The organism is Gordonia sp. VNK1, assembly GCF_040049135.1.
In the GTDB taxonomy this organism is placed as follows: Bacteria; Actinomycetota; Actinomycetes; order Mycobacteriales; family Mycobacteriaceae; genus Gordonia; species Gordonia oleivorans.
On sequence record NZ_JBDZDJ010000006.1, the window covers coordinates 170,239 to 190,358 of the forward strand.

Annotated in this window: 18 protein-coding genes; 7 read left to right on the forward strand and 11 right to left on the reverse strand. The window is 67.1% G+C overall.

The genetic code is table 11. The annotated features are described in order from the left end of the window. Positions 1 to 24: 24 nt before the first annotated feature. Entirely contained in the window at positions 25 to 2,592 is a 2,568-nt protein-coding gene (locus ABLE94_RS09695; protein WP_348803750.1) for a polynucleotide kinase-phosphatase, read from the reverse strand. Continuing rightward, entirely contained in the window at positions 2,589 to 3,923 is a 1,335-nt protein-coding gene (locus ABLE94_RS09700) for a 3' terminal RNA ribose 2'-O-methyltransferase Hen1 (RefSeq protein WP_348803938.1), read from the reverse strand. The genes ABLE94_RS09695 and ABLE94_RS09700 overlap by 4 nt, the downstream gene beginning before the upstream one ends. A gap of 196 nt (positions 3,924 to 4,119) precedes the next feature. Between ABLE94_RS09700 and ABLE94_RS09705 the strand changes: the two genes are divergently transcribed. Beyond that, positions 4,120 to 5,835, forward strand: a complete 1,716-nt coding sequence (locus ABLE94_RS09705) for a flavin-containing monooxygenase (RefSeq protein WP_348808660.1) — start codon at positions 4,120 to 4,122, stop codon at positions 5,833 to 5,835. Between the two features lie 45 nt (positions 5,836 to 5,880). On the opposite strand, the gene ABLE94_RS09710 is transcribed toward ABLE94_RS09705, so the two are convergent. The 8 genes from ABLE94_RS09710 to ABLE94_RS09745 all read right to left on the reverse strand — a co-directional run bounded on the left by ABLE94_RS09710 (position 5,881) and on the right by ABLE94_RS09745 (position 13,000). After that, positions 5,881 to 6,237, reverse strand: a complete 357-nt coding sequence (locus ABLE94_RS09710) for a DnaJ family domain-containing protein (RefSeq protein ID WP_348803937.1) — start codon at positions 6,235 to 6,237, stop codon at positions 5,881 to 5,883. 90 nt (positions 6,238 to 6,327) lie between these two features. After that, positions 6,328 to 6,759 (reverse strand): metal-sulfur cluster assembly factor, encoded by a 432-nt coding sequence (locus tag ABLE94_RS09715; RefSeq protein WP_348803748.1) that lies wholly within the window; start codon positions 6,757 to 6,759, stop codon positions 6,328 to 6,330. After that, entirely contained in the window at positions 6,756 to 7,226 is a 471-nt protein-coding gene (gene sufU, locus ABLE94_RS09720) for a Fe-S cluster assembly sulfur transfer protein SufU (protein ID WP_348803747.1), read from the reverse strand. Before sufU ends, ABLE94_RS09715 begins: the two co-directional genes overlap by 4 nt. Then, positions 7,226 to 8,506, reverse strand: a complete 1,281-nt coding sequence (locus tag ABLE94_RS09725; protein WP_348808661.1) for a cysteine desulfurase — start codon at positions 8,504 to 8,506, stop codon at positions 7,226 to 7,228. Before ABLE94_RS09725 ends, sufU begins: the two co-directional genes overlap by 1 nt. 56 nt (positions 8,507 to 8,562) lie before the next feature. Next, positions 8,563 to 9,336 carry a Fe-S cluster assembly ATPase SufC gene (gene sufC / locus ABLE94_RS09730; protein ID WP_348803744.1) on the reverse strand — a complete coding sequence of 258 codons (774 nt, stop codon included), beginning with the start codon at positions 9,334 to 9,336 and terminating at the stop codon, positions 8,563 to 8,565. A 183-nt stretch (positions 9,337 to 9,519) separates the two neighbouring features. Continuing rightward, positions 9,520 to 10,701: a Fe-S cluster assembly protein SufD gene (sufD, locus tag ABLE94_RS09735; protein WP_348803743.1), complete on the reverse strand. Its 1,182-nt coding sequence runs from the start codon at positions 10,699 to 10,701 to the stop codon at positions 9,520 to 9,522. After that, positions 10,701 to 12,155, reverse strand: a complete 1,455-nt coding sequence (sufB, locus tag ABLE94_RS09740) for a Fe-S cluster assembly protein SufB (RefSeq protein ID WP_348803742.1) — start codon at positions 12,153 to 12,155, stop codon at positions 10,701 to 10,703. Before sufB ends, sufD begins: the two co-directional genes overlap by 1 nt. Next, on the reverse strand, positions 12,152 to 13,000 hold the full coding sequence (locus tag ABLE94_RS09745) for a helix-turn-helix transcriptional regulator (protein WP_425476172.1): 849 nt from the start codon (positions 12,998 to 13,000) through the stop codon (positions 12,152 to 12,154). Before ABLE94_RS09745 ends, sufB begins: the two co-directional genes overlap by 4 nt. 176 nt (positions 13,001 to 13,176) lie before the next feature. Between ABLE94_RS09745 and mptB the strand changes: the two genes are divergently transcribed. From mptB to ABLE94_RS09765, 4 genes are all read left to right on the forward strand, one after another. Beyond that, a complete protein-coding gene (gene mptB, locus ABLE94_RS09750; RefSeq protein WP_348803740.1) occupies positions 13,177 to 14,976 on the forward strand; it encodes a polyprenol phosphomannose-dependent alpha 1,6 mannosyltransferase MptB in 1,800 nt (599 codons plus the stop codon). A gap of 79 nt (positions 14,977 to 15,055) precedes the next feature. Next, the gene (locus tag ABLE94_RS09755; RefSeq protein WP_348803739.1) at positions 15,056 to 16,126 is read left to right on the forward strand and encodes an ABC transporter ATP-binding protein; all 1,071 of its coding nucleotides are present in this window, start codon (positions 15,056 to 15,058) and stop codon (positions 16,124 to 16,126) included. Next, positions 16,123 to 16,920 (forward strand): ABC transporter permease, encoded by a 798-nt coding sequence (locus ABLE94_RS09760; protein ID WP_348803738.1) that lies wholly within the window; start codon positions 16,123 to 16,125, stop codon positions 16,918 to 16,920. Before ABLE94_RS09755 ends, ABLE94_RS09760 begins: the two co-directional genes overlap by 4 nt. 57 nt (positions 16,921 to 16,977) lie before the next feature. Then, positions 16,978 to 17,997 (forward strand): COX15/CtaA family protein, encoded by a 1,020-nt coding sequence (locus tag ABLE94_RS09765; protein ID WP_348803737.1) that lies wholly within the window; start codon positions 16,978 to 16,980, stop codon positions 17,995 to 17,997. 57 nt (positions 17,998 to 18,054) lie between these two features. On the opposite strand, the gene ABLE94_RS09770 is transcribed toward ABLE94_RS09765, so the two are convergent. Continuing rightward, the gene (locus tag ABLE94_RS09770) at positions 18,055 to 18,444 is read right to left on the reverse strand and encodes a hypothetical protein (RefSeq protein WP_348808662.1); all 390 of its coding nucleotides are present in this window, start codon (positions 18,442 to 18,444) and stop codon (positions 18,055 to 18,057) included. Positions 18,445 to 18,573: 129 nt separating this feature from the next. Between ABLE94_RS09770 and ABLE94_RS09775 the strand changes: the two genes are divergently transcribed. Both ABLE94_RS09775 and ABLE94_RS09780 read left to right on the forward strand, forming a co-directional pair. Continuing rightward, positions 18,574 to 19,083 (forward strand): phosphoribosyltransferase, encoded by a 510-nt coding sequence (locus ABLE94_RS09775; protein WP_348803735.1) that lies wholly within the window; start codon positions 18,574 to 18,576, stop codon positions 19,081 to 19,083. A gap of 52 nt (positions 19,084 to 19,135) precedes the next feature. Beyond that, positions 19,136 to 20,101 (forward strand): quinone oxidoreductase family protein, encoded by a 966-nt coding sequence (locus tag ABLE94_RS09780; protein ID WP_348808663.1) that lies wholly within the window; start codon positions 19,136 to 19,138, stop codon positions 20,099 to 20,101. The last annotated feature ends 19 nt before the right edge of the window (positions 20,102 to 20,120 follow it).

Genomic DNA, 20,120 nt, shown 5'->3' on the forward strand with positions numbered 1-20,120 from the left:
CCGTCGATGTGTGGGTAAGCGCTGTCAGAGGCGGGTGTCCACCGGCTCGGATTCCAGTGCCAGCACACCGAAGACGCATTCGTGAACCTGCCACAGCGGGGCACCCTCGACGTGACGCGACAGCGCCTCCCGGCCCAACCGGTACTCGCGGGCGGCCATCGACCTCTTGTGCCGCAGGTCGCGGGATCGCAGGCGACCGAGGTCGTCGAGGTAGCCGGGGCCGTAGATGATGCGCAGGTAGTCCGGTCCGCGGACCTTGAGGCCGACGGGAAGAACGCGACCGGTGGTGTCGCGCACCATGTTCGCCGCCGCCTTGACCACCATCCCCTCGGCGCCGCCGGACGTGCGTTCGTGCCACCAGCTCTCGGCCCGCGCGACGGAGTCGGGGTCGCGGGCGTCGACCGTTATCCGCCGGGTGGTCGTGAACACCTCGGGGTCGGCCGCGACGAGTGCGTCCGCACACGCCAGATGCCATGCGCGTGGCCGGTTCTCGAGTGTCCGGTCACCGCTCGCGCCACCACCGCAGGCCAGTACCTCGAAGGGCGCGATCCGCACGTCCGCGAGTGTGGCCCCGGCGACGACATACCGGCCGTAGGCGGCCGTGAACGCATAGAGGTCGCGACGACGCGAACCGGCGCGACCCGTCAGCTCGGCCACGTCGAGACCGCGCTGTCCCGCCATCGCCAACTCGTCGGTCAAGAGGTCGTTCTCGTCGGTCGCGGCGGCCGACACCTCGGCGAACTCGGCTCGGATCAGGCCCTCCCCCTTGATGTTCCACGGCAGGATCTCGGCGTCGAGGATCATCCAGGAACACTCGAGATCGGCCATCACGGGCACGGCGGCCGCCGACACCCGCGCCAGCACCTCGGCGGTGTCCGCGTCGTCGAAGAATGCCCGGCCGGTCCGCGTGTAAATGGCACCGCGACCACCGGCGACACCGAAGCATCTCCGTGCGGTGTCCGGACCGTCGACGATGACGAGGCACGCGCGCGAACCCATGTGCTTCTCCTCGCACACGAGATCGCCCACGCCGAGTTCGGCGTAGTGCCGCACCGCCGCGCCGGGACTCTCCAGCAGGTCGTCACGGTCGGAGCCGACCGGACTCATCGTCGGAGGCAGGTATCGCAGCCACCGGGGATCGACGGCGAAGCGCGACATGGTCTCCAGTGCCGCGGCCGCGTTGTCCTCACGCACCGTCACCGGTGGGCCGAAACGTGTTCGGATCGAGCGTTTTCCGGCGACGTCGGCGAGCGTCAACCGGGCCCGCAGCTGATCGTCGGCGTTACTGGTTCCGTATCCCATGGGTCGACCCGGATCGTGATGAACGGCGCGGGCCGGTACCGACATGATCTCGCGCTCGGGATATCGCAACGCGGTCAGCGCCCCACCGAAGACACAGCCGGTGTCGATGCACAGCGTGTTGTTGACCCAGGCCGCCACCGGAACGGGGGTGTGGCCATAGACCACGGCCGCACTCCCCCGATAGTCGCGCGCCCAGTCGATGCGTACCGGGAAACCCCACCGGTCGGTCTCTCCGGTGGTCTCACCGTAGAGTGCGGCATTGCGTACCCGGCCCGAGGTACGGCCGTGATAGCGCTGCGCGAGCCCGGCGTGTGCGATCACCAGCCGACCGTCGTCGAGAACGTAGTGGGCAATCAACGAATTGAGGAAATCCAGCGCCCAGGAACGGAATTCCGGCGTCGTGCGCGCGAGTTGCGCCATCGATTCGGCGAGACCGTTGGTGAGCGGCGTCGGCCGCGACGCCCGAGTGCCCTCGCTCTCGCGGCGCAGCGCCCGCACCAGCTTCTCCTCGTGGTTTCCGCGGACACAGAGCGCCAAGTCCGCCTCGACCATCGCACCGACGATCGCGAGTACCCGGGGTGTGTCGGGGCCGCGATCGACGAGATCGCCGACGAAGATCGCCTTCCGCCCGTCCGGGTGATCGTCCACCCGTGCCACGAGACCGGTGGGATCGATCTCGATCCGCCAGCCGAGTTCGGTCAGCAGATCGACGAGTTCGTCGGCACAGCCGTGCACGTCGCCGATGATGTCGAACGGCCCGTGCAGATTGGTCTTGTCATGATAGAGCCGGGTCCGCACGATGGTGGCCGTGTCGATCTCGGCGACGCCGTCCAGGAGGTGGACATAGCGAAAGCCCTCCTTACGCAACGACTTCCGAGACGAGCGCAGCAGCGCCCGCTGACGGGTGACCACACCGGAGTCGCGGCCATCTCGCTGCGCACGCCGGTTCAGTTCGCCGGTCTCGACATCGAGGACGACGGCGACGGCGAAGACGTCGTTCTCCTTGGCCAGATCCAGGAGTACCCGGCGATCCTCCGGACGCAGCGACGTCGCGTCGACGACGGTGAGCTGGCCCCGGCGCAGCCGCCGACCGGCCACATCAGCGAGAACCGCGAACGCATCACCGGTGGCCGCCTGATCCTGCGGATCGTCGGACACCATGGCGCGCAGCGCATCCGACGACAGCACCTCGGTCTCCCGGAAGTGCCGGCGGGCGAAGGTGGACTTGCCCGAACCGGTCACCCCGACGAGGACCACCAGGCAGAGATCCGGAATCTCGATCGTGGTCATGATCTCACCTCGGTTGATCGGTCGTCGACGCGCTCGAAGACGGCGCACTGGGTCGGGCTCCCGTATTCGGGTGAACCGTCGCCGATCCCGTCGATCTCGACGGCATAGGAGTACTCGGCGGCGACATCTGCACACCAGGTGGCGAATTGGGCACGCGTGAACTCGAATCGGTGATCCGGGTGACGCATCTGCCCGTCCGGGATGCCGTATTCCACGTTGTACTCCCGGTTGGGTGTGGTGACGATGACCGTGCGTGGGGCGATGTCGCCGAACATCGTCCACGTCGCGGTGGGCAACCGCGACAGGTCGATGTGTTCGATGACCTCCATCAGCACCGCGACGTCATAACCGGTGCATCGTGGATCGGAGTACATCAACGAGGATTGCCACAGCGCGACGTGACGCCACCGCTCCAGACGCCGCCCGGCGGTACGAAGCGCTGCGGCGGACACATCCACCCCGCCGAGTTCGGCGATCCCCGGCAGGTCGGCCAGATCGGCGAGCAGGGCGCCCTCACCGCAGCCGACATCGAGCACGGTGCGGGCGCCTCGCCGGCGGATGACCTCGATCACGTGGGAACGTCGGGTCCGTGCCAGCGACGTCCGGCCGCACTCGACGGACACCTCGGCACCGACCAGTTCGGCCGCCTGATCGGCAAGTCCCGGTAGGTGTTTGACCGAGGCGCGGGCGATCGCGAGGCGGTGTGGATGCGTGGCGAGCCAGTCACCTGCCCGACGGCGGAGTTTGTCGATCTCGGAGTCGTCGACGAAGTAGTGCTTGTCGTCGGCGAGTACGGGCAGCAGCACCGCGAGATGCCGAAGCGCATCGCCGACGCGCTGACGTCCCCTCAACTGCAGACGGGCGTGGCCGGACGGACCCAAGTCACCCGGGGTCAGTTGCCCGCGATAAACGTCCACCTCCCACCCCAGCGGGCCGAACAGGTCAGCGGGTGTCAGTGCCGACGCGAGTGGCACGGCGGCGACGGTCACCGTCAGCTCCCACCGGCGCGCCACCAACTCCGGACGGGTGGCACACCGTCCGGCGAGCGCATCGCCGAACACCTTGCCCAGTGCCACCACCAGCCGTGACGACGCCTCGTACGGGAGCGCGTTCACGTACCGGTTCACCTCGGCCGTCCGCGGGGGCATCACGTCGGTGCCGTCGAGGTACAGCGCCGCCCGGCACACGGCCGGATCGGCCACCGGATAGAACACCGTCGCCTCGCCCTGGGTGGTCTCGAACCGCTGCACCCGGTCGGGATGCTTGTGCAGCAGGAAACCCAGATCGGTGGCGGGCGTCGTCGGGTCATCCGAGCGTGCCTCGATGGTCATCAACACACCGCAACGGTAGCGATGCGGGCAAGCGACTTCGGTTCCGAACCGCGGACCGAATGTCGTTTTTGCGCGGTTTGCGCTGGTCACGCAAGCCACCGCCGAGTTGGGCGGACCTCGAGATAATGTTCCTTCCCTAACGTGCGGCCTCGATAGGTGCGAGGTCGAGTCACGTTGCACTCCCGGAAGGCATCACATGAAGGTCTGCGTCGTCGGCGCCGGTCCCTGCGGACTGACCACCATCAAGCAACTCCTCGACGAGGGCCACGAGGTGGTCTGCTTCGACAAGAACCCCTCCTCCGGCGGCATCTGGCTGCGCGAGGGTGACGACGGCTCCACGATGAAGGCCTATGACAGCCTGATGCTGACCATCTCCATGAAGCTGATGGCCTACTCCGATTTCCCCTTCCAGGGTGGTCGCGTCTTCTATTCGCGCCGTGAGTATTTCGAGTACCTGCAGGAATACGCGACGACCTTCGGTCTGCATGATCACATCCGGTTCGGTCACGAGGTCACCGACATCGTGCGCAAGCCGGCCTCCTGGACGGTGACCGTGCAGCACGACGGCGTCGAGACGATCGAGGACTTCGATGCCGTGGCGGTGTGCTCGGGCCCGTTCAAGACCCCGCATCGCGACATCCCCGGTCTGGAGAACTTCACCGGCGAGATCGTCCACTCCGCCGAATACCGCGACAACGAACGGTTCCGCGGCAAGAAGGTCCTGGTGGTCGGGATGGCCGAATCCGGTGCCGACATCGTGCGGGAGGTCGGTGACGTCGCCGACGAGTGCACCCTCGCGATCCGGTCCTACACCTATCTGCTGCCACGCATCTTCAACGGCACCCGAACCACCGACAACGGTACGGTCCGGTCGCATCATCACGAAATGCTGGACCGCTCTTCGCATTACCCGTTCGCCCTGGACACGATCTGGGGACGCAGCCCGATCGCCAAGGCGGTGTTCGGGGTGGTGTCGGTGGTCCTCGGTGTCCTCACCACCGCACTCGGCGCGGCCCGGGTCTACCGCGACAAGCTGATCCCGTCGATGCGCGCCCCGCAGCCGGAACTCAATCCGATGCGCGAGGCCGTCGATCCGCCCAAACTCGACATCGGGACCGAGCACAACGACGCCAACTTCGAGATGATCCGCACCTGGAATCGCCGCTCGCACCCGGACGGCAGTTGGGCGCAACGTGGGATCTTCTGCAAGAACGTCAGTTTCATCCCGCATCTGGTCAGTGGCCGCATCACGCTGAACGACGCCGGTATCTCCTCCTCCGACGGCAACACCGTCACCTTCGGTGACTCCACCTCGGCCGAGTTCGACACCATCGTGCTGTGCACCGGCTTCACCAAGGAGGAGTTGTCCATCGGCGACCTGCAGGTCAAGGACGCCAACGTGCGCAACCTGTACAAGCACTTCCTGCATCCCGAACATCAGGGCACCGCCGCATTCATCGGTTTCGTCCGTCCGTTCTCCGGCGGCATCCCGATCTGCGCGGAGATGCAGGCCCGGTACTTCGCCCGCGTGCTGAGCGGAAAGCTCACTCCCCCAGCCGATCTCGACGAGCGCATCGGCCGCGAGAAGGAATGGGAGGAGCACTGGACCGAGTTGAGTCCCCGCCACACCGAGGCCATCCCGTCGCAGGTCCTCTACCTCGACGCGCTCGCACGCGAGATCGGCTGCCTGGTACCGATGAGCATGATGCTGCGCAACCCGAAACTGTTCATCCAATTGTGGTTCGGCTCGTTCAACCAGGCCTGCTATCGCATCGTCGGACCGCACAACCGCGGCAAGGCGGCACTCGACGACCTGTACTCCGAGATCGTCGACAACCGACGCGAGATGGCGTGGCGCATGTCCACGTTGCGGTTCCTGCCGACCGATGTGCATCCCGAACACATGATGTAGCAACGGTTCTCGCCCGGCAGTTGTCACACCGGGCAGGACCTGCGCTCAGCGCAGTTCGCGCCACCGGGCCACCATGTCGTCAACGTCGATGGTCCGCGCGACGATGTGCGACGCGGGACCCATGGTGGGCCGCAACCGATCCTGTTTCACCCGCTTGTTGTAGTCGTCGAGGATCGCACGCACCGCCTGCTCGTCGGAGATGCCGCGCAACGACTCCGGGAAGGTGTCGGCCTCTTTGCGCAGTTGCAGCGTCGGCGGTAACAGGGCGGTGGAGTCGAGTTCCTCGTCGCGGATCTTCTGCTTGGCCCACCAGTCGGGATCGTCGAGTCCGGACAGGTTCAGCGGCTTGCCCATGCCGGGGAGATTGTCGAAGTCACCGCGTTCGGTGGCCTCGCGGATCATCTTCTCCACGCGATCCTCATGCCGCTGCGGTTTCCACCGCCGGACACGACGGAAGTGTCCCTCCGGTGGATCCGTTCCTTCGGTCACGCCTCAGACGGTGAAACCGAGGGCACGCAGTTGCTCGCGGCCGTCGTCGGTGATCTTGTCTGGGCCCCACGCCGGCAACCAGACCCAGTTGATCTCCATGTCGGTGCACAACCCGCTGCTGACCAGAGCCGACCGCGACTGATCCTCGATCACGTCGGTCAATGGGCACGCCGCCGACGTCAACGTCATGTCGATCTTGGCGACCGCGTCGTCGGTGATCTCGATGTCATAGACCAGGCCCAGATCCACGACGTTGATCCCCAACTCGGGATCGACGACGTCGCGCATCGCTTCTTCGACGTCCTCCAGCAGCGGCAGCGACGTGCTCACCGGCGCTGGTACAGCGGTGGTCGGAGCTTCGGTTGTCGGGGCTTCGGTGGTCGGGGTGCCGGTGTCTGTGGCATCGATTGCCGTCTGATCAGTCTCGTTGCTCATGCGAGTTCCGCTCGTTGTGTCTCAATGGATTCCACCGACTGGGCCAGTGCGTCCTTGAACGCCAGCCAGCCGAGCAGCGCGCATTTGACGCGCGCCGGATACTTGCTCACACCGGCGAAGGCGATGCCGTCACCGATCACGTCCTCGTCGCCCTCGTCCTTACCGCGTGAGGTCATCATGGCGTTGAACGAGGCGACCGCCGCGAGCGCATCATCCAGGTTCAGCCCGACGATCTGGTCGTAGAGCACCGATGTCGACGCCTGAGAGATCGAACATCCCTGTCCGTCGTAGGAGACGTCGGCGATCGTCTCGCCATCGTCACTCAGCGCCACGCGCAGGGTCACCTCGTCCCCGCACGTCGGGTTCACGTGATGGACCTCGGCGCGGAACGGTTCCCGCAGTCCGCGACCGTGCGGATGCTTGTAGTGATCCAGGATGACGTCCTGGTACATCTGCTCCATCCGCATCAGCCGGCCACCCCGAAGAACTTCTGCGCCGTGCGGATGGCGTCGGCGAGGACGTCCACCTCGTCGAGGGTGTTGTAGGCGGCAAACGATGCGCGTGCCGTCGCCGCGATTCCGAAGCGACGATGCAGGGGCCAGGCGCAGTGATGGCCGACCCGGATGGCCACACCCTCGTCGTCGAGGATCTGCCCGAGATCGTGGGCGTGGATGCCGTCGACGACGAAGGACACGGCTCCGCCCCGGTTCTCGGTGGTGGTAGGCCCGATGATGCGCAGTCCGTCGATCTCACCCAGACGTGTCAACGCCCGCTCGACCAGTGAGTGCTCGTGGGCGGCAACGGCATTCATCCCCATCAGCGACAGATAGTCGACGGCGGCACCGAGCCCGACGACCTGCGAGGTCATCGGCACACCGGCCTCGAATCGCTGCGGCGGTGCCGCATACGTCGAGACCTCCATGGTGACGGTCTCGATCATCGATCCGCCGGTGATGAAGGGCGGCAACGCATTCAGCAGTGCGCTCTTGCCGTAGAGGACACCCACCCCGGATGGCCCGAACATCTTGTGCCCGGAGAATGCGGCGAAATCGACGTCGAGCGAGGCGAAGTCGACCGGCATGTGCGGCACCGACTGGCAGGCGTCGAGCACCACCAGAGCGCCGACCTTGCGAGCACGGCTCACCAGTTCGTCGACGTCGGCAACGGCGCCGGTCACGTTCGACTGGTGCGTGAACGACACCACCTTCACCGTCTCGTCGAGGACCAGGGAGTCGAGATCGATCCGGCCGTCATCGGTCACGCCGTACCAGCGCAAGGTCGCACCGGTGCGCCGGCACAACTCCTGCCACGGAACGAGATTCGCATGATGCTCGAGTTCGGTGATCACCACGGTGTCACCCGCACCGAGCGCGCGTCCGCCGAGGACGGCGGCGCTGCGGTCGTCACCGAGTGTGTAGGTGACCAGGTTCAGCGACTCGGTCGCGTTCTTGGTGAACACGATCTCGTCGACGCCCGCACCGACGAACGCGGCGATCTTCTCGCGCGCCTGCTCGTAGGCGTCGGTCGCCTCCTCGGCCAGCTGATGCGCGCCACGGTGCACGGCCGCATTGCGCGTGGTCAGGAACTCGCGTTCGGCGTCGAGAACCTGTACCGGGCGCTGCGAGGTGGCCCCGGAATCCAGGTACACCAAAGGTTTGTCGTCGCGGACGGTCCGTCCCAGAATCGGGAAATCGGCCCGCAGCGACGCCACGTCGAAGCCTGCCACCGGTGCGGCGGAGAGAGTCACGACGCCTCCTTCAAGATGATCTCGGTTCGGTGATCGGCGATCCCGGTGAGCCCGACTCAGCGGGCCGCGGCCGCCGAGGTGAATCGCACGTAGCCGTTCTCCTCGAGTTCGTCGGCCAGCTCCGGACCGGCGGACTCCACGATGCGACCGCCGACGAAGACGTGCACGAACTCGGGCTTGATGTAGCGCAGGATGCGGGTGTAGTGGGTGATCAGCAGAATGCCGCCGTTCTCGGCTTCCTTGTAGCGGTTCACACCCTCGCTGACCACGCGCAGCGCGTCGACATCGAGACCGGAGTCGGTCTCGTCGAGGATCGCGATCTTCGGCTTGAGCAGATCGAGTTGCAGGATCTCGTGGCGCTTCTTCTCGCCACCCGAGAAACCCTCGTTGACACTGCGTTCGGCGAACGACGGATCGATCTCGAGCGCGTTCATCGCCTCCTTGGTCTCCTTGACCCAGTGACGCAGCTTCGGCGCTTCACCGCGGACGGCGGTGGCGGCGGTGCGCAGGAAGTTCGACATCGACACCCCGGGCACCTCGACGGGATACTGCATCGCGAGGAACAGCCCGGCGCGGGCTCGTTCGTCGACGCTCATCTCGAGGACGTCCTCACCGTCGAGGGTGATCGATCCCGAGGTCACCTGGTACTTGGGATGACCGGCGATCGCATAGGACAGCGTCGACTTGCCGGAACCGTTGGGGCCCATGATCGCGTGGGTCTCACCGGAACGCACCGTCAGGTCGACGCCCTTGAGGATGTGGATCGGCTCTGCCTCGGAGTCGCTCTGGGCGACGTCGACGTGCAGGTCGCGGATTTCGAGTGTGCTCATTGATGGTGGTCTTTCGTTGTGTGGGCTGGGCTGGGTGATCTCGATACGGGCCTCGCTTCGCTCGGCCCTACTCGATCAGCGGGTGGATGGGGACTTCGCTTCGCTCGGCCCTCGATCGGCAGGTGGATTCCGTGGCCTGCGCTCGACCCTTCGCTCAGCGGGTGGTGGCGTGAGCGGGGGTGCTCAGGCGCCGGCGTTCTCGAGTTCGGCTTCCACCGCGGCCTCGAGGCGTTCACGCAGATCGGGGACCGAGATCTTGGCGATGATCTCGCCGAAGAATCCGCGGATCACCAGGCGTCGGGCCTGATCCTCGGGGATTCCGCGGGCCTGCAGGTAGAACAGCTGCTCGTCGTCGAAACGTCCGGTGGCACTGGCGTGTCCGGCGCCGACGATCTCGCCGGTCTCGATCTCGAGGTTGGGCACCGAGTCGGCGCGGGCCCCGTCGGTCAGGACGAGGTTCCGGTTGAGTTCGAAGGTGTCGGTGCCCTCGGCCTCGGGCCGGATCAGCACGTCGCCGATCCAGACGGTGTGCGCCTCCCTGCTCCGGTCACTCGGATCACCTTGCAGCGCACCCTTGTACACCACATTGGAGCGGCAGTTGGGCTGGCTGTGGTCGACGAGCAGACGCTGTTCGAGATGCTGTCCGGCGTCGGCGAAGTACAGACCCCACAGTTCGACATCGCCGCCGGGTGCGTCGTAATGGACCACCGGTGACAGGCGGACGAGGTTGCCGCCGAGACTCACCGCGAAGTGGCGCACCACCGCGTCGCGCCCGACCTTGATGTGATGCGCGGCCACATGGACGGCGTCGTCATCCCAGTCGTGCACGTTGACCACGGTCAGCGACGCCTGGTCACCGACCACGAACTCGACGTTCTCGGCAAAGGTGCCGCCACCCTTCTGGTCGAGGACGATCACCGCCCGGGAGAACGGTTCGAGCCGAATCTGGATGTGCCCGTAGGCGACATCGCCTTCACCGGGTCCGGTCACCCGGATGGTCACCGGGTCACTCAGTTCCACTTCCTTGCCGACGGTCACCACGGTGGCCTCGTCGAATGTCGAATAGGCTTGCGCCGCAACACGATCGAACGGAACGCCACCCTCGCCGAGGCGCGGGTCGTCACGTTCGACGGTCTCGGCGGTGACGCCGTCGGTGACACCGTCGACGGTCACCTTCGCGATCGCGGTGGCGGTCGCCGTTCCGTCATGCAGTCCACGCAGGCGACGGAACGGGGTGAACCGCCAGGCCTCCTCGCGCGGGCTGGGAACCTCGAACGCGTCCACGTCGAAGGAGGTGAACTGTTCGCCTTTATTGACCGGGGCGGCCGCATCGGGTGCGGTCACCGGGAGTGTGGGGTCCGCCATCAGCCGACGGCTCCTTCCATCTGCAGTTCGATGAGCCGGTTGAGTTCGAGGGCGTACTCCATCGGCAGTTCCTTCGCGATCGGCTCGACGAAGCCGCGCACCACCATCGCCATCGCCTCGTCCTCGGTCAGGCCACGGCTCATCAGGTAGAAGAGCTGATCGTCGGACACCTTGGAGACGGTCGCCTCATGACCCATCGTGACGTCGTCCTCGCGGATGTCGACGTAGGGGTAGGTGTCGCTGCGGGAGATCGTGTCGACCAGCAGCGCATCGCATTTCACCGTCGACCGGCTGCCGTGCGCACCGTTGTTGATCTTGATCAGACCGCGGTAGGAGGCGCGGCCACCGCCACGTGCGACCGACTTGGACACGATGTTGCTCGAGGTGTTGGGCGCCAGGTGCACCATCTTCGATCCGGTGTCCTGGTGCTGTCCCTCGCCGGCGAATGCCACCGAGAGCACCTCACCCTTGGCGTGTTCGCCGGTGAGCCACACGGCCGGGTACTTCATGGTGACCTTGGAGCCGATGTTGCCGTCGATCCACTCCATGGTGGCGCCGGCCTCGGCCTTGGCGCGCTTGGTGACCAGGTTGTAGACGTTGTTCGACCAGTTCTGGATGGTCGTGTAGCGGCACCGCCCACCCTTCTTGACGATGATCTCCACGACGGCCGAGTGCAACGAATCGGTCTTGTAGATCGGCGCGGTACATCCCTCGACGTAGTGCACGTAGGCACCCTCGTCGACGATGATCAGGGTCCGCTCGAACTGACCCATGTTCTCGGTGTTGATGCGGAAGTAGGCCTGCAGCGGGATGTCGACGTGCACACCCGGCGGGACGTAGATGAACGATCCGCCCGACCACACCGCGGTGTTGAGCGCGGAGAACTTGTTGTCGCCGGCCGGGATCACCGATCCGAAGTACTGACGGAACAGTTCCGGGTGCTCCTTGAGACCGGTGTCGGTGTCGAGGAAGATCACGCCCTGCGCCTCGAGATCCTCGCGGATCTGGTGATAGACGACCTCCGACTCGTACTGCGCGGCGACGCCGGCGACGAGGCGCTGCTTCTCGGCCTCGGGGATGCCGAGCTTGTCGTAGGTGTTCTTGATGTCCTCGGGAAGCTCATCCCACGTGGTGGCCTGCTTCTCGGTGGACCGCACGAAGTACTTGATGTTGTCGAAGTCGATGCCGTCGAGTTCGGCACCCCAGTGCGGCATCGGCTTGCGATCGAAGATGCGCAATGCCTTGAGGCGCTGTTCGAGCATCCACTCCGGCTCACTCTTCTTGCCCGAGATGTCGGCGACGACCGCGTCGGACAGGCCGCGCTGGGCACTCGCACCCGCGACGTCGGAATCGGCCCAGCCGTATCCGTAGTTGCCCAGCGAGGCGATTGTCTCTTCTTGCGTGAGCGGCGCCGCCTTGTCCGGGGCGGCGACCGAGGGATCGGTGACTGTCATCGCGAAGCCTTTCGACTCGTGGTGGGGCGAGCGGGTGCGGGCTGTGCATCGCTCGTTCGTGCATCTGCGGAGCCCGATGGGCTCGAGGGGACCGGCGGCGGCGGCGTTGCCGATGACCCGTCGGGAGGTGGATCCGGATGAGGCAGTGGTACGTGGGTGGTGCAGGCGCAATCACCGTTGGCGATGGTGGCCAGCCGCTGCACATGAGTGCCGAGGAGTTCGGTGAACACCGCGGTCTCGGCCTCGCACAGTTCGGGGAACTCGGTGGCGACGTGGGCGACCGGGCAATGATGCTGACAGATCTGCATCCCCGAACCGACCTGGCGGGTGTTGGCGGAATAGCCGGCGCTGGTCAGGGCGTCGGCGATGTCGGTGACGGTACCGGCGACCGCGTCGGCGTCGGTGGCCGGGGTCACCTCGGCGACGATGCGCTCGACGCGTTCCCGCGCGAACTCCGACACGGCCGCGGACCCGCCGAGATCGCGGAGCTTGCGCATGGCGGCACCGGCGAGATCGTCGTAGGCGTGCCGCAGTTTTCCGCGTCCGGCGGCGGTGAGCTGGAAGAACTTCGCCGGACGACCGCGACCACCGCGATGGCCGAAGGCCGCCGAGGCCTCCTCGACATCGCCCGCCGCGACCAGCGCGTCGAGGTGTCGACGGACGCCCGCGGCGCTGATGCCGAGGCGCTCACCGATCTCGCCCGCGGTCAGCGGACCGTCCTCGACGAGGAGATTCACCACTGCCGCACGGGTCTGACCGTCGGTGTGCACGCTCGTCGGGTGCACACCGGCATGCGCCGAGTCGGTCGACGACACGACCTCACCGCGCACTGATCCACCTGGCATGGTTTTCACAACACGAGTGTGACGTAAATGATTCCCGGGTTCCAGCAAGGGTGCCCTTAGCGGCGCTCATCACAGTGCGACCGCGACCACGATGCGGCCGACGGGGCACACCGTCGCACGGCGTCGATGACCTGGTGTGGCGATGACCTGGAGTGGCGATGACCTAGAGTCGTCGTGTGCCAGAAACCACGGTGCTGCGTCGGGCACTGGATTACGTCGGATTGAGCAAACCCGCTCGATCGACGCCACGCGATCCCGACACACGCGGTGGATACGGCGTGAGCGTCGCCAAGATGCACGACCGCGAACGTGAGGTCGGGCCACTCGATGCGGCCGAGAACCGACGACTGACCCGCATCAAACTCTTCGGTGCGACGGGCACGATCCTCATGCTCGTCGGTTCCCTGGCCACCGGGCAGATCCCGGTGCTGCAGAATCCCGTGGCCGGTGTGCGCGTGCTGTCGTTGCCGTCGCGGATGTGGAGCACCGCACTGACCCTGTCGATCGGCGGCACCATCATGCTGGTGGTGGCCTGGCTGTTGATCGGCCGGTTCGCGGTCGGCCGGTTCAGCGTCGAGGTCCTGCACGGACGCAGCCCGGAACGCCGCATGACCCGCGCACAGGCCGACCGGACCCTGCTGCTGTGGATCGCCCCGATCGTCATCGCCCCGCCGCTGCTGAGCAAGGACATCTACTCCTACCTGGCGCAGAGTGCGATCGCCTACCGCGGGATGGATCCGTACACGGTCAGCCCGCTGCGCGGACTTGGTGTGGAGAACACCCTGACCCGCTCGGTGCCCAACCTGTGGCGCGACACCCCGGCGCCGTACGGGCCGTTCTTCATCTGGATCGGCAAGGGCATCACCGCGCTCACCGGGGACAACATCACCCTGGCGATCTTCGCCCACCGGATCGTCGCCCTGATCGGCATCGCCCTGATCGTCTGGGCACTGCCCCGACTGGCGCGGCGCTGCGGTGTCTCCCCCGTCGCCGCGCTGTGGCTCGGCGCGATGAATCCGCTGGTCATCCTGCATCTGGTCGGCGGCATCCACAACGAGGCCCTGATGCTGGGCATGATGCTCGTCGGTATCGAACTCTCGTTCCGGGCGATCTACGGCACCGATCCGCTGTGGCCCCCCGGTGGTCGCCTGCCCGGCCGGGCGGGCTGGTTGCTCGTCGCCGGCGCGGCCATCATCTCGATGAGTGCGCTGGTGAAATTCACCTCGATCCTCGCGCTCGGCTTCGTCGGCATCGCCCTGGCGCTGCGCTGGGGCGCGACACTTCCGGCGCTGCGACGCGCACCGCTGGGCCAGTGGTGGCCGCGTTCACGCCAGACCGTTCGGGCACTCGCCGCCTCCGCCGGGCTGCTCGCCGCCATCCTCGCGGTCGTGATGGTGCTGGTCTGCCTCGGCACCGGCCTGGGCTTCGGCTGGACCAAGACCCTCTCGACCGGCGCCGTGGTGCGTTCCTGGATGTCCATGCCGACGCTGCTGTCGGTGTCGGCCGGTCGGGTCGGGGTGTTCCTCGGCCTCGGCGACCAGACGCAGGCCATCCTCGACGTCGTACGGCCCCTCGGGCAGCTCATCGCCGCGATCTTCGTGGTGCGGTGGATGCTGGCGACGCTGGCCGGCCGGTTGCATCCGCTGGGCGCACTCGGGGTGTCGATGGCCACCGTGGTGGTGTTCTTTCCGTTCGTCCAGGCCTGGTACCTGTTGTGGGCGGTCATCCCGCTCGCCGCCTGGGCCACCCGTCCCTGGTTCCGGATCGCGACCATCTCGGTGTCGGCGATCATCGCGATCGTCGTCATGCCGACCAGTTCCAACACCAGCGGCGTCGTCCTCGCCCAGGGCCTGCTCGCCGGTGTGATCATGGTCGCGGTCATGACCGCCCTGTTCTTCGAGGACTGGCCGTGGCTGCGCAGGCGACGGCGCAGGTCCGGCGACCGCGCCACCGAGACGACGCCGACCTCGACGTGATCGGCACCGCGTCAACGAGCGGGCGCCGAGCGCTGCCGTGGTTTTTTCCCTGCGCCCACGAGGGCATAGTCTGGCCGGTGTGCGCAGCGCGACCCACCCACCGTCGAGCGACGATCCGATGACGGGTCGTCCGCACGGTGGTCGCCCGCAGGGCACTCGTCGGGACGGTCTTCGTCAGGACGGTGCTGGTCCAGACAGGGCGTCGGCACCGAGTGCCACCGACAACCGCGCCGCCGAACCCGCCCTGCGGATCCGCGGATTGGTCAAACGCTTCGGCGGACACACCGCCGTCGACGGTCTCGACCTCGATCTCGCCCCGGGAACGGTCCTGGCACTGCTCGGGCCCAACGGAGCCGGCAAGACCACGACGGTGGAGATCTGTGAGGGATTCCAGACCGCCGACGAGGGAACGGTGCGGGTGCTGGGACTTGATCCGACCCGCGACAACGACGAACTCCGCCGGCACATCGGAGTGATGTTGCAGGGCGGCGGGGCCTACCCCGGTGCGCGCGCCGAGGAGATGCTGCGACTGTGCGCCGCCTACAGCGCCGATCCGATCGACCCGGATTGGCTGCTCGACGCGCTGGGACTGCGCGACGCGGCCCGCACCCCGTTCCGGCGCCTGTCCGGCGGCCAGCAGCAACGACTCTCCCTGGCCTGCGCCATCGTCGGCCGGCCGGAGTTGGTCTTCCTCGACGAACCCACCGCCGGCCTCGACGCCCATGCCCGGCTGGTGGTCTGGGACATCATCGACCGGCTGCGCGGCGACGGTGTGGCCGTCCTGCTGACCACACACCTGATGGACGAGGCCGAACACCTCGCCGACCACGTGGTCATCATCGACCGGGGCCGGGTCGTCGCCGACGGCTCACCGGCCGACCTCACCAGCCGCGGGGCCGAGAACGAATTACGCTTCACCGCGCCCCGGGGCCTCGACCTGACGCTGCTCGAGTTGGCCCTGCCCGAGGGCTACCACTGTTCGGAGACCGGACCGGGCAATTACCTGGTGCTGGGCACGGTCACGCCCCAGGTGCTGGCGACCGTCACCGGGTGGTGCGCGAAGATCAACGTCCTGGCGACCGATCTGCGGGTCGAGACCCGCAGCCTCGAGGATGTGTTCCTGGATCTCACCGGACGGGCACTGCGATGACCGGCCAGACCACGAATCGATTCCCGGCGGGCACCTTCACCCCCGGCGCCGGCGCGGCGTCCCTGCCCGCGATCCTGGCCGCCCAGACGCGCCTGGAACTGCGCCTGCTGCTGCGCAACGGCGAGCAACTGCTCCTCACGATGTTCATCCCGATCACGCTGCTCATCGGGCTGTGTCTGCTGCCCCTCGACACCGATCTGGGATCGAGCACCGCCGAACGCGCGGCGACGTTCGTCCCCGCGATCATGACCGTCGCGGTGATGTCCACGGCCTTCACCGGCCAGGCGATCGCAGTCGGCTTCGATCGTCGCTACGGAGCGCTCAAACGGCTCGGTGCGACCCCGATCCCGCGGTGGGGGATCATCGCCGGGAAGTCGTTGGCCGTCGTCGCCGTCGTGGTGATGCAATCGATCATCATCGGCGCGATCGGCGCCTCCTTCGGCTGGCGACCCGGCGTCGCGGGATTGGCGATCGGTGCGGTCGTCATCGCGATCGGCACCACCGCCTTCTCCGCACTGGGTCTGCTGCTCGGCGGCACCGGCAAGGCCGAGGTCGTTCTCGCCGTCGCCAACCTGCTGTGGTTTGCCATGGTCGGGATCGGCAGCGTCGTCATCATGGAGTCGCGGATCCCCACCGGCCTGTGGTGGATAGCGAGATGCATTCCCTCCGGCGCCCTGACCGAGGCGCTGGAACGCGCCACGCACAGCCAATTCGACGTCTTCGGCGTCGTGGTGCTGATCCTCTGGGCGGTCGTCGGCGGCGCCGCCGCCGTGCGCTGGTTCCGATTCGAGTGATCCTCATCAACCCCTGATCCTGATAATTCTCACAGCCCCCACGACGACCGGACCGCGATGACCACCTTCGACAAATCCACTTCCGACAAATCCGGCGCCACACCGGCCGGCACCTCCGACGCCGCGCCGACGGCGCCGTCGGGATTCGCTCGGATCCCCGGATTCGGCCGTCCCACCGCACGTTTCGTCCACCGGTGGGCCGTCGCGCTGCTCGTGGCCAACGTCGGGATCGTCGTCACCGGCGGGGCCGTGCGGTTGACCGGCTCCGGCCTCGGCTGCCCCACCTGGCCGCAATGCACCGACGGATCGTTCGTGCCGCATCAGGCGCTCGGCTACCACGGGGTGATCGAGTTCGGCAATCGCATGCTCACGTGGGTGTTGATCGCCATCGCCATCGCCACCTGGGTGGCGGTGTGGCGGCAGGCGTCATCGCAACGCCGCAATCGGGTGTTGGTCACCCTGCTCGCGCTGGGCATTCCGTTCCAGGGGGTCGTCGGCGGCATCACGGTGCTCACCGATCTCAACCCGTGGGTGGTGTCCCTGCACTTCCTGCTGTCGATGCTGCTGGTGTCCGGGGCCACCGTCCTGGTGTTCCGCACCACCCCGTATCCGCGGGAACAGTCACCGGCAGGCCTCGCCTCCCGGACCGGGTTGCTGCTGTCGTGGGCGGTGTACGTGGTGACGTGGGTGGCCATCTACCTGGGCACGGTGGTCACCGGATCGGGCCCGCACGCCGGCGACGCCGAGGCCCCCCGCAACGGCCTGACGCCCTCGCAGACCACCCAACTGCACGCCGACTCGGTGTTCGTACTCATCGGGCTGGCCGTGGCCGCGGTGGTGGTCACCCGGGTGATGCGACTCCCCCAGTCCCGCGCCGCACTGATCTACGTCGGGCTGCTGGCACTGCAGGGCGTCATCGGAGTGGTGCAGTACGCCACCGACCTGCCGATCGTGCTGGTGCTGCTGCACATGCTCGGAAGCGCGCTGCTCCTGATCGGAGCCACCTGGCTGGTGCTGTGGTTCGGCCAGTCCGAGCGGTCGACCGCCGAGAACGTCACACCCGTCCCGGTTCCCTGACACACGTGCGGCCCCGAGGAAGATCCTCGGGGCCGCACGTGTGTTGTTCTGAGTAGATCAGAGAATCGCCTGGTTACGCGGCTTCGGGAAACGCTTCTGGTGGGCAACCCAACCGGCCATCTGCCGGTAGTGACCGGGCTTGACGTTCGTCGACGAGGTCAGGTCCCGATCCCATTCACCGATCTCGAGTCCGTCGACGGCCTCGAGGACGGCGGCGGCGGTGTCGATGTCGTCGACGACGCGGTCACCGAGAATGCCGCCGTCCCGACCGACCAGGGTGATGCGGACACCGGCCGCGCCGATCGGCTGCAGGACGGCCGTCGCCGACCCGCCCTCGCGGGCCACGAACTTCCGGATCGACGAGACGACCTCGCCGGGCAGTGACGCCTTCGGGGCCGGCGACTTCGGGGCCGGGGCGGCAGGGGCGGATTCGGGCTGGTCGCTCATGGTTGACGAGCATACCGGCGAGCGGGCCACCGCCGACCATCCCCTCACCGCGAGTGTGAGCGGCATCGCTGCCCACCCGAATCCCGCTCTCACCGTGTACTCCGCCGCGTTCATTGGCACAGTTGAGCAATGTCGAGCATCGAGAACACCGACCGCGAGATCCTCACCTGGGAGCTGAACGGGGTGGCCTGCCGGGAACTGGCCCAACAGGTCGCCGACGACGGATTCGTCCCCGACATCATCCTGGGCATCGCCCGGGGCGGGCTCATCCCGGCCGGGGCTATGGCCTACGCCCTCGACTGCAAACTGATGATCTCGCTCAACGTCGCCTTCTACACCGGTGTCGGCGAGACACTCGCCGAACCCGTGATGCTGCCGTCGTTGCTGGAGAGCAGCGGCCTGCACGATCAGAAGGTCCTCGTCGTCGACGACGTCGCTGATTCGGGCAAGACGCTGGCCCTGGTCGACGACTACTGCGAACATCAGGGGCGCGTCGCCGAGGTCCGCAACGCGGTGATCTATCAGAAGCCGCACACGATCACCACGCCCGACTACTTCTGGCGGATCACCGACAAGTGGATCAACTTCCCGTGGTCGGTTCAGCCGCCGGTTACCGGAACGGGTCTCGCCGACTCCTGACGGCATCAACCCGGACCGAAGCGGTGGATCCGTCCGCGTGTAGAAACGAGACATGCGCGCAATCGAGGTCACCCGTCATGGCGGTCCGGACGTTCTGAGCTACGGCACCGTCGACGATCCGATCCCCACTCCCGACGAGGTGCTCGTCCGCGTCGACGCAGCGGGTGTGAACTTCATCGACACCTACCTCCGGCGCGGCCTCTACCCGTCTGCGCCGCCCTACGTACCGGGAAGCGAGGGCGCCGGTGAGATCGTCGCCGTCGGCGCCGACATCACCGACCTCGCCGTCGGCGACCGCGTCTGCTGGTGCGACACACCGGCGAGCTACGCCGAACTCGTCGCTGTGCGCGCCGCCCGGGCCGTGCGCATCCCCGACGGCGTCTCCGACCAGGTGGCGGGCAGCTCCCTGCTGCGCGGACTGACCGCGCACTACCTGCTCGACGGGAGTGCCCATCCGTCGGCCGGTGACGCGATCCTCGTCCACGCCGGCGCCGGCGGGGTGGGTCTGATCCTCACCCAACTCGCCAAGCGCAAGGGTCTGCATGTCATCACCACGGTGTCCAGCGACGAGAAGGCCGAGCTCTCCGCCGCCGCGGGCGCCGACCACGTGCTGCGCTACGGCGACGACCTCGTCGAACGGGTACGCGGACTCACCGACGGTGCGGGTGTTCGCGTCACCTACGACGGGGTGGGCGCCGACACCTTCGATCAGTCGGTCGCGACCACCGGCATCCGCGGCATCGTCGTCCTGTTCGGCGCGGCCAGCGGACCCGTGCCGCCGTTCGATCTGCAGCGTCTCAACGCGGCCGGATCACTGTCGGTGACCCGACCCACGCTGGCCCATTTCATCGCCGACACCGAAGAACTGCGGTGGCGGGCATCGGAGTACCTCGGGGCCATCGCCGACGGTCTGGAGGTGCGGGTGGGCCAGCATTATCGGCTGGCCGACGCGGCGCAGGCACATACCGACCTGGAGGGGCGGGTGACCACCGGAACCTCGGTGCTGCTGCCGCGCTGAGCCGCCGCCCCGCTGAGCG

What these genes read in the sequence shown, in the direction of transcription:
- ABLE94_RS09770 (WP_348808662.1), bottom strand. Translation starts at nt 18,444, where the DNA reads ATGAGCGACCAGCCCGAATCCGCCCCTGCCGCCCCGGCCCCGAAGTCG.
- ABLE94_RS09780 (WP_348808663.1), top strand. Translation starts at nt 19,136, where the DNA reads ATGCGCGCAATCGAGGTCACCCGTCATGGCGGTCCGGACGTTCTGAGC.
- ABLE94_RS09765 (WP_348803737.1), top strand. Translation starts at nt 16,978, where the DNA reads ATGACCACCTTCGACAAATCCACTTCCGACAAATCCGGCGCCACACCG.
- ABLE94_RS09695 (WP_348803750.1), bottom strand. Translation starts at nt 2,592, where the DNA reads ATGACCACGATCGAGATTCCGGATCTCTGCCTGGTGGTCCTCGTCGGG.
- ABLE94_RS09700 (WP_348803938.1), bottom strand. Translation starts at nt 3,923, where the DNA reads ATGACCATCGAGGCACGCTCGGATGACCCGACGACGCCCGCCACCGAT.
- sufC (WP_348803744.1), bottom strand. Translation starts at nt 9,336, where the DNA reads ATGAGCACACTCGAAATCCGCGACCTGCACGTCGACGTCGCCCAGAGC.
- ABLE94_RS09775 (WP_348803735.1), top strand. Translation starts at nt 18,574, where the DNA reads ATGTCGAGCATCGAGAACACCGACCGCGAGATCCTCACCTGGGAGCTG.
- ABLE94_RS09705 (WP_348808660.1), top strand. Translation starts at nt 4,120, where the DNA reads ATGAAGGTCTGCGTCGTCGGCGCCGGTCCCTGCGGACTGACCACCATC.
- ABLE94_RS09710 (WP_348803937.1), bottom strand. Translation starts at nt 6,237, where the DNA reads ATGATCCGCGAGGCCACCGAACGCGGTGACTTCGACAATCTCCCCGGC.
- ABLE94_RS09745 (WP_425476172.1), bottom strand. Translation starts at nt 13,000, where the DNA reads ATGCCAGGTGGATCAGTGCGCGGTGAGGTCGTGTCGTCGACCGACTCG.
- ABLE94_RS09760 (WP_348803738.1), top strand. Translation starts at nt 16,123, where the DNA reads ATGACCGGCCAGACCACGAATCGATTCCCGGCGGGCACCTTCACCCCC.
- ABLE94_RS09715 (WP_348803748.1), bottom strand. Translation starts at nt 6,759, where the DNA reads ATGAGCAACGAGACTGATCAGACGGCAATCGATGCCACAGACACCGGC.
- sufU (WP_348803747.1), bottom strand. Translation starts at nt 7,226, where the DNA reads ATGCGGATGGAGCAGATGTACCAGGACGTCATCCTGGATCACTACAAG.
- sufD (WP_348803743.1), bottom strand. Translation starts at nt 10,701, where the DNA reads ATGGCGGACCCCACACTCCCGGTGACCGCACCCGATGCGGCCGCCCCG.
- sufB (WP_348803742.1), bottom strand. Translation starts at nt 12,155, where the DNA reads ATGACAGTCACCGATCCCTCGGTCGCCGCCCCGGACAAGGCGGCGCCG.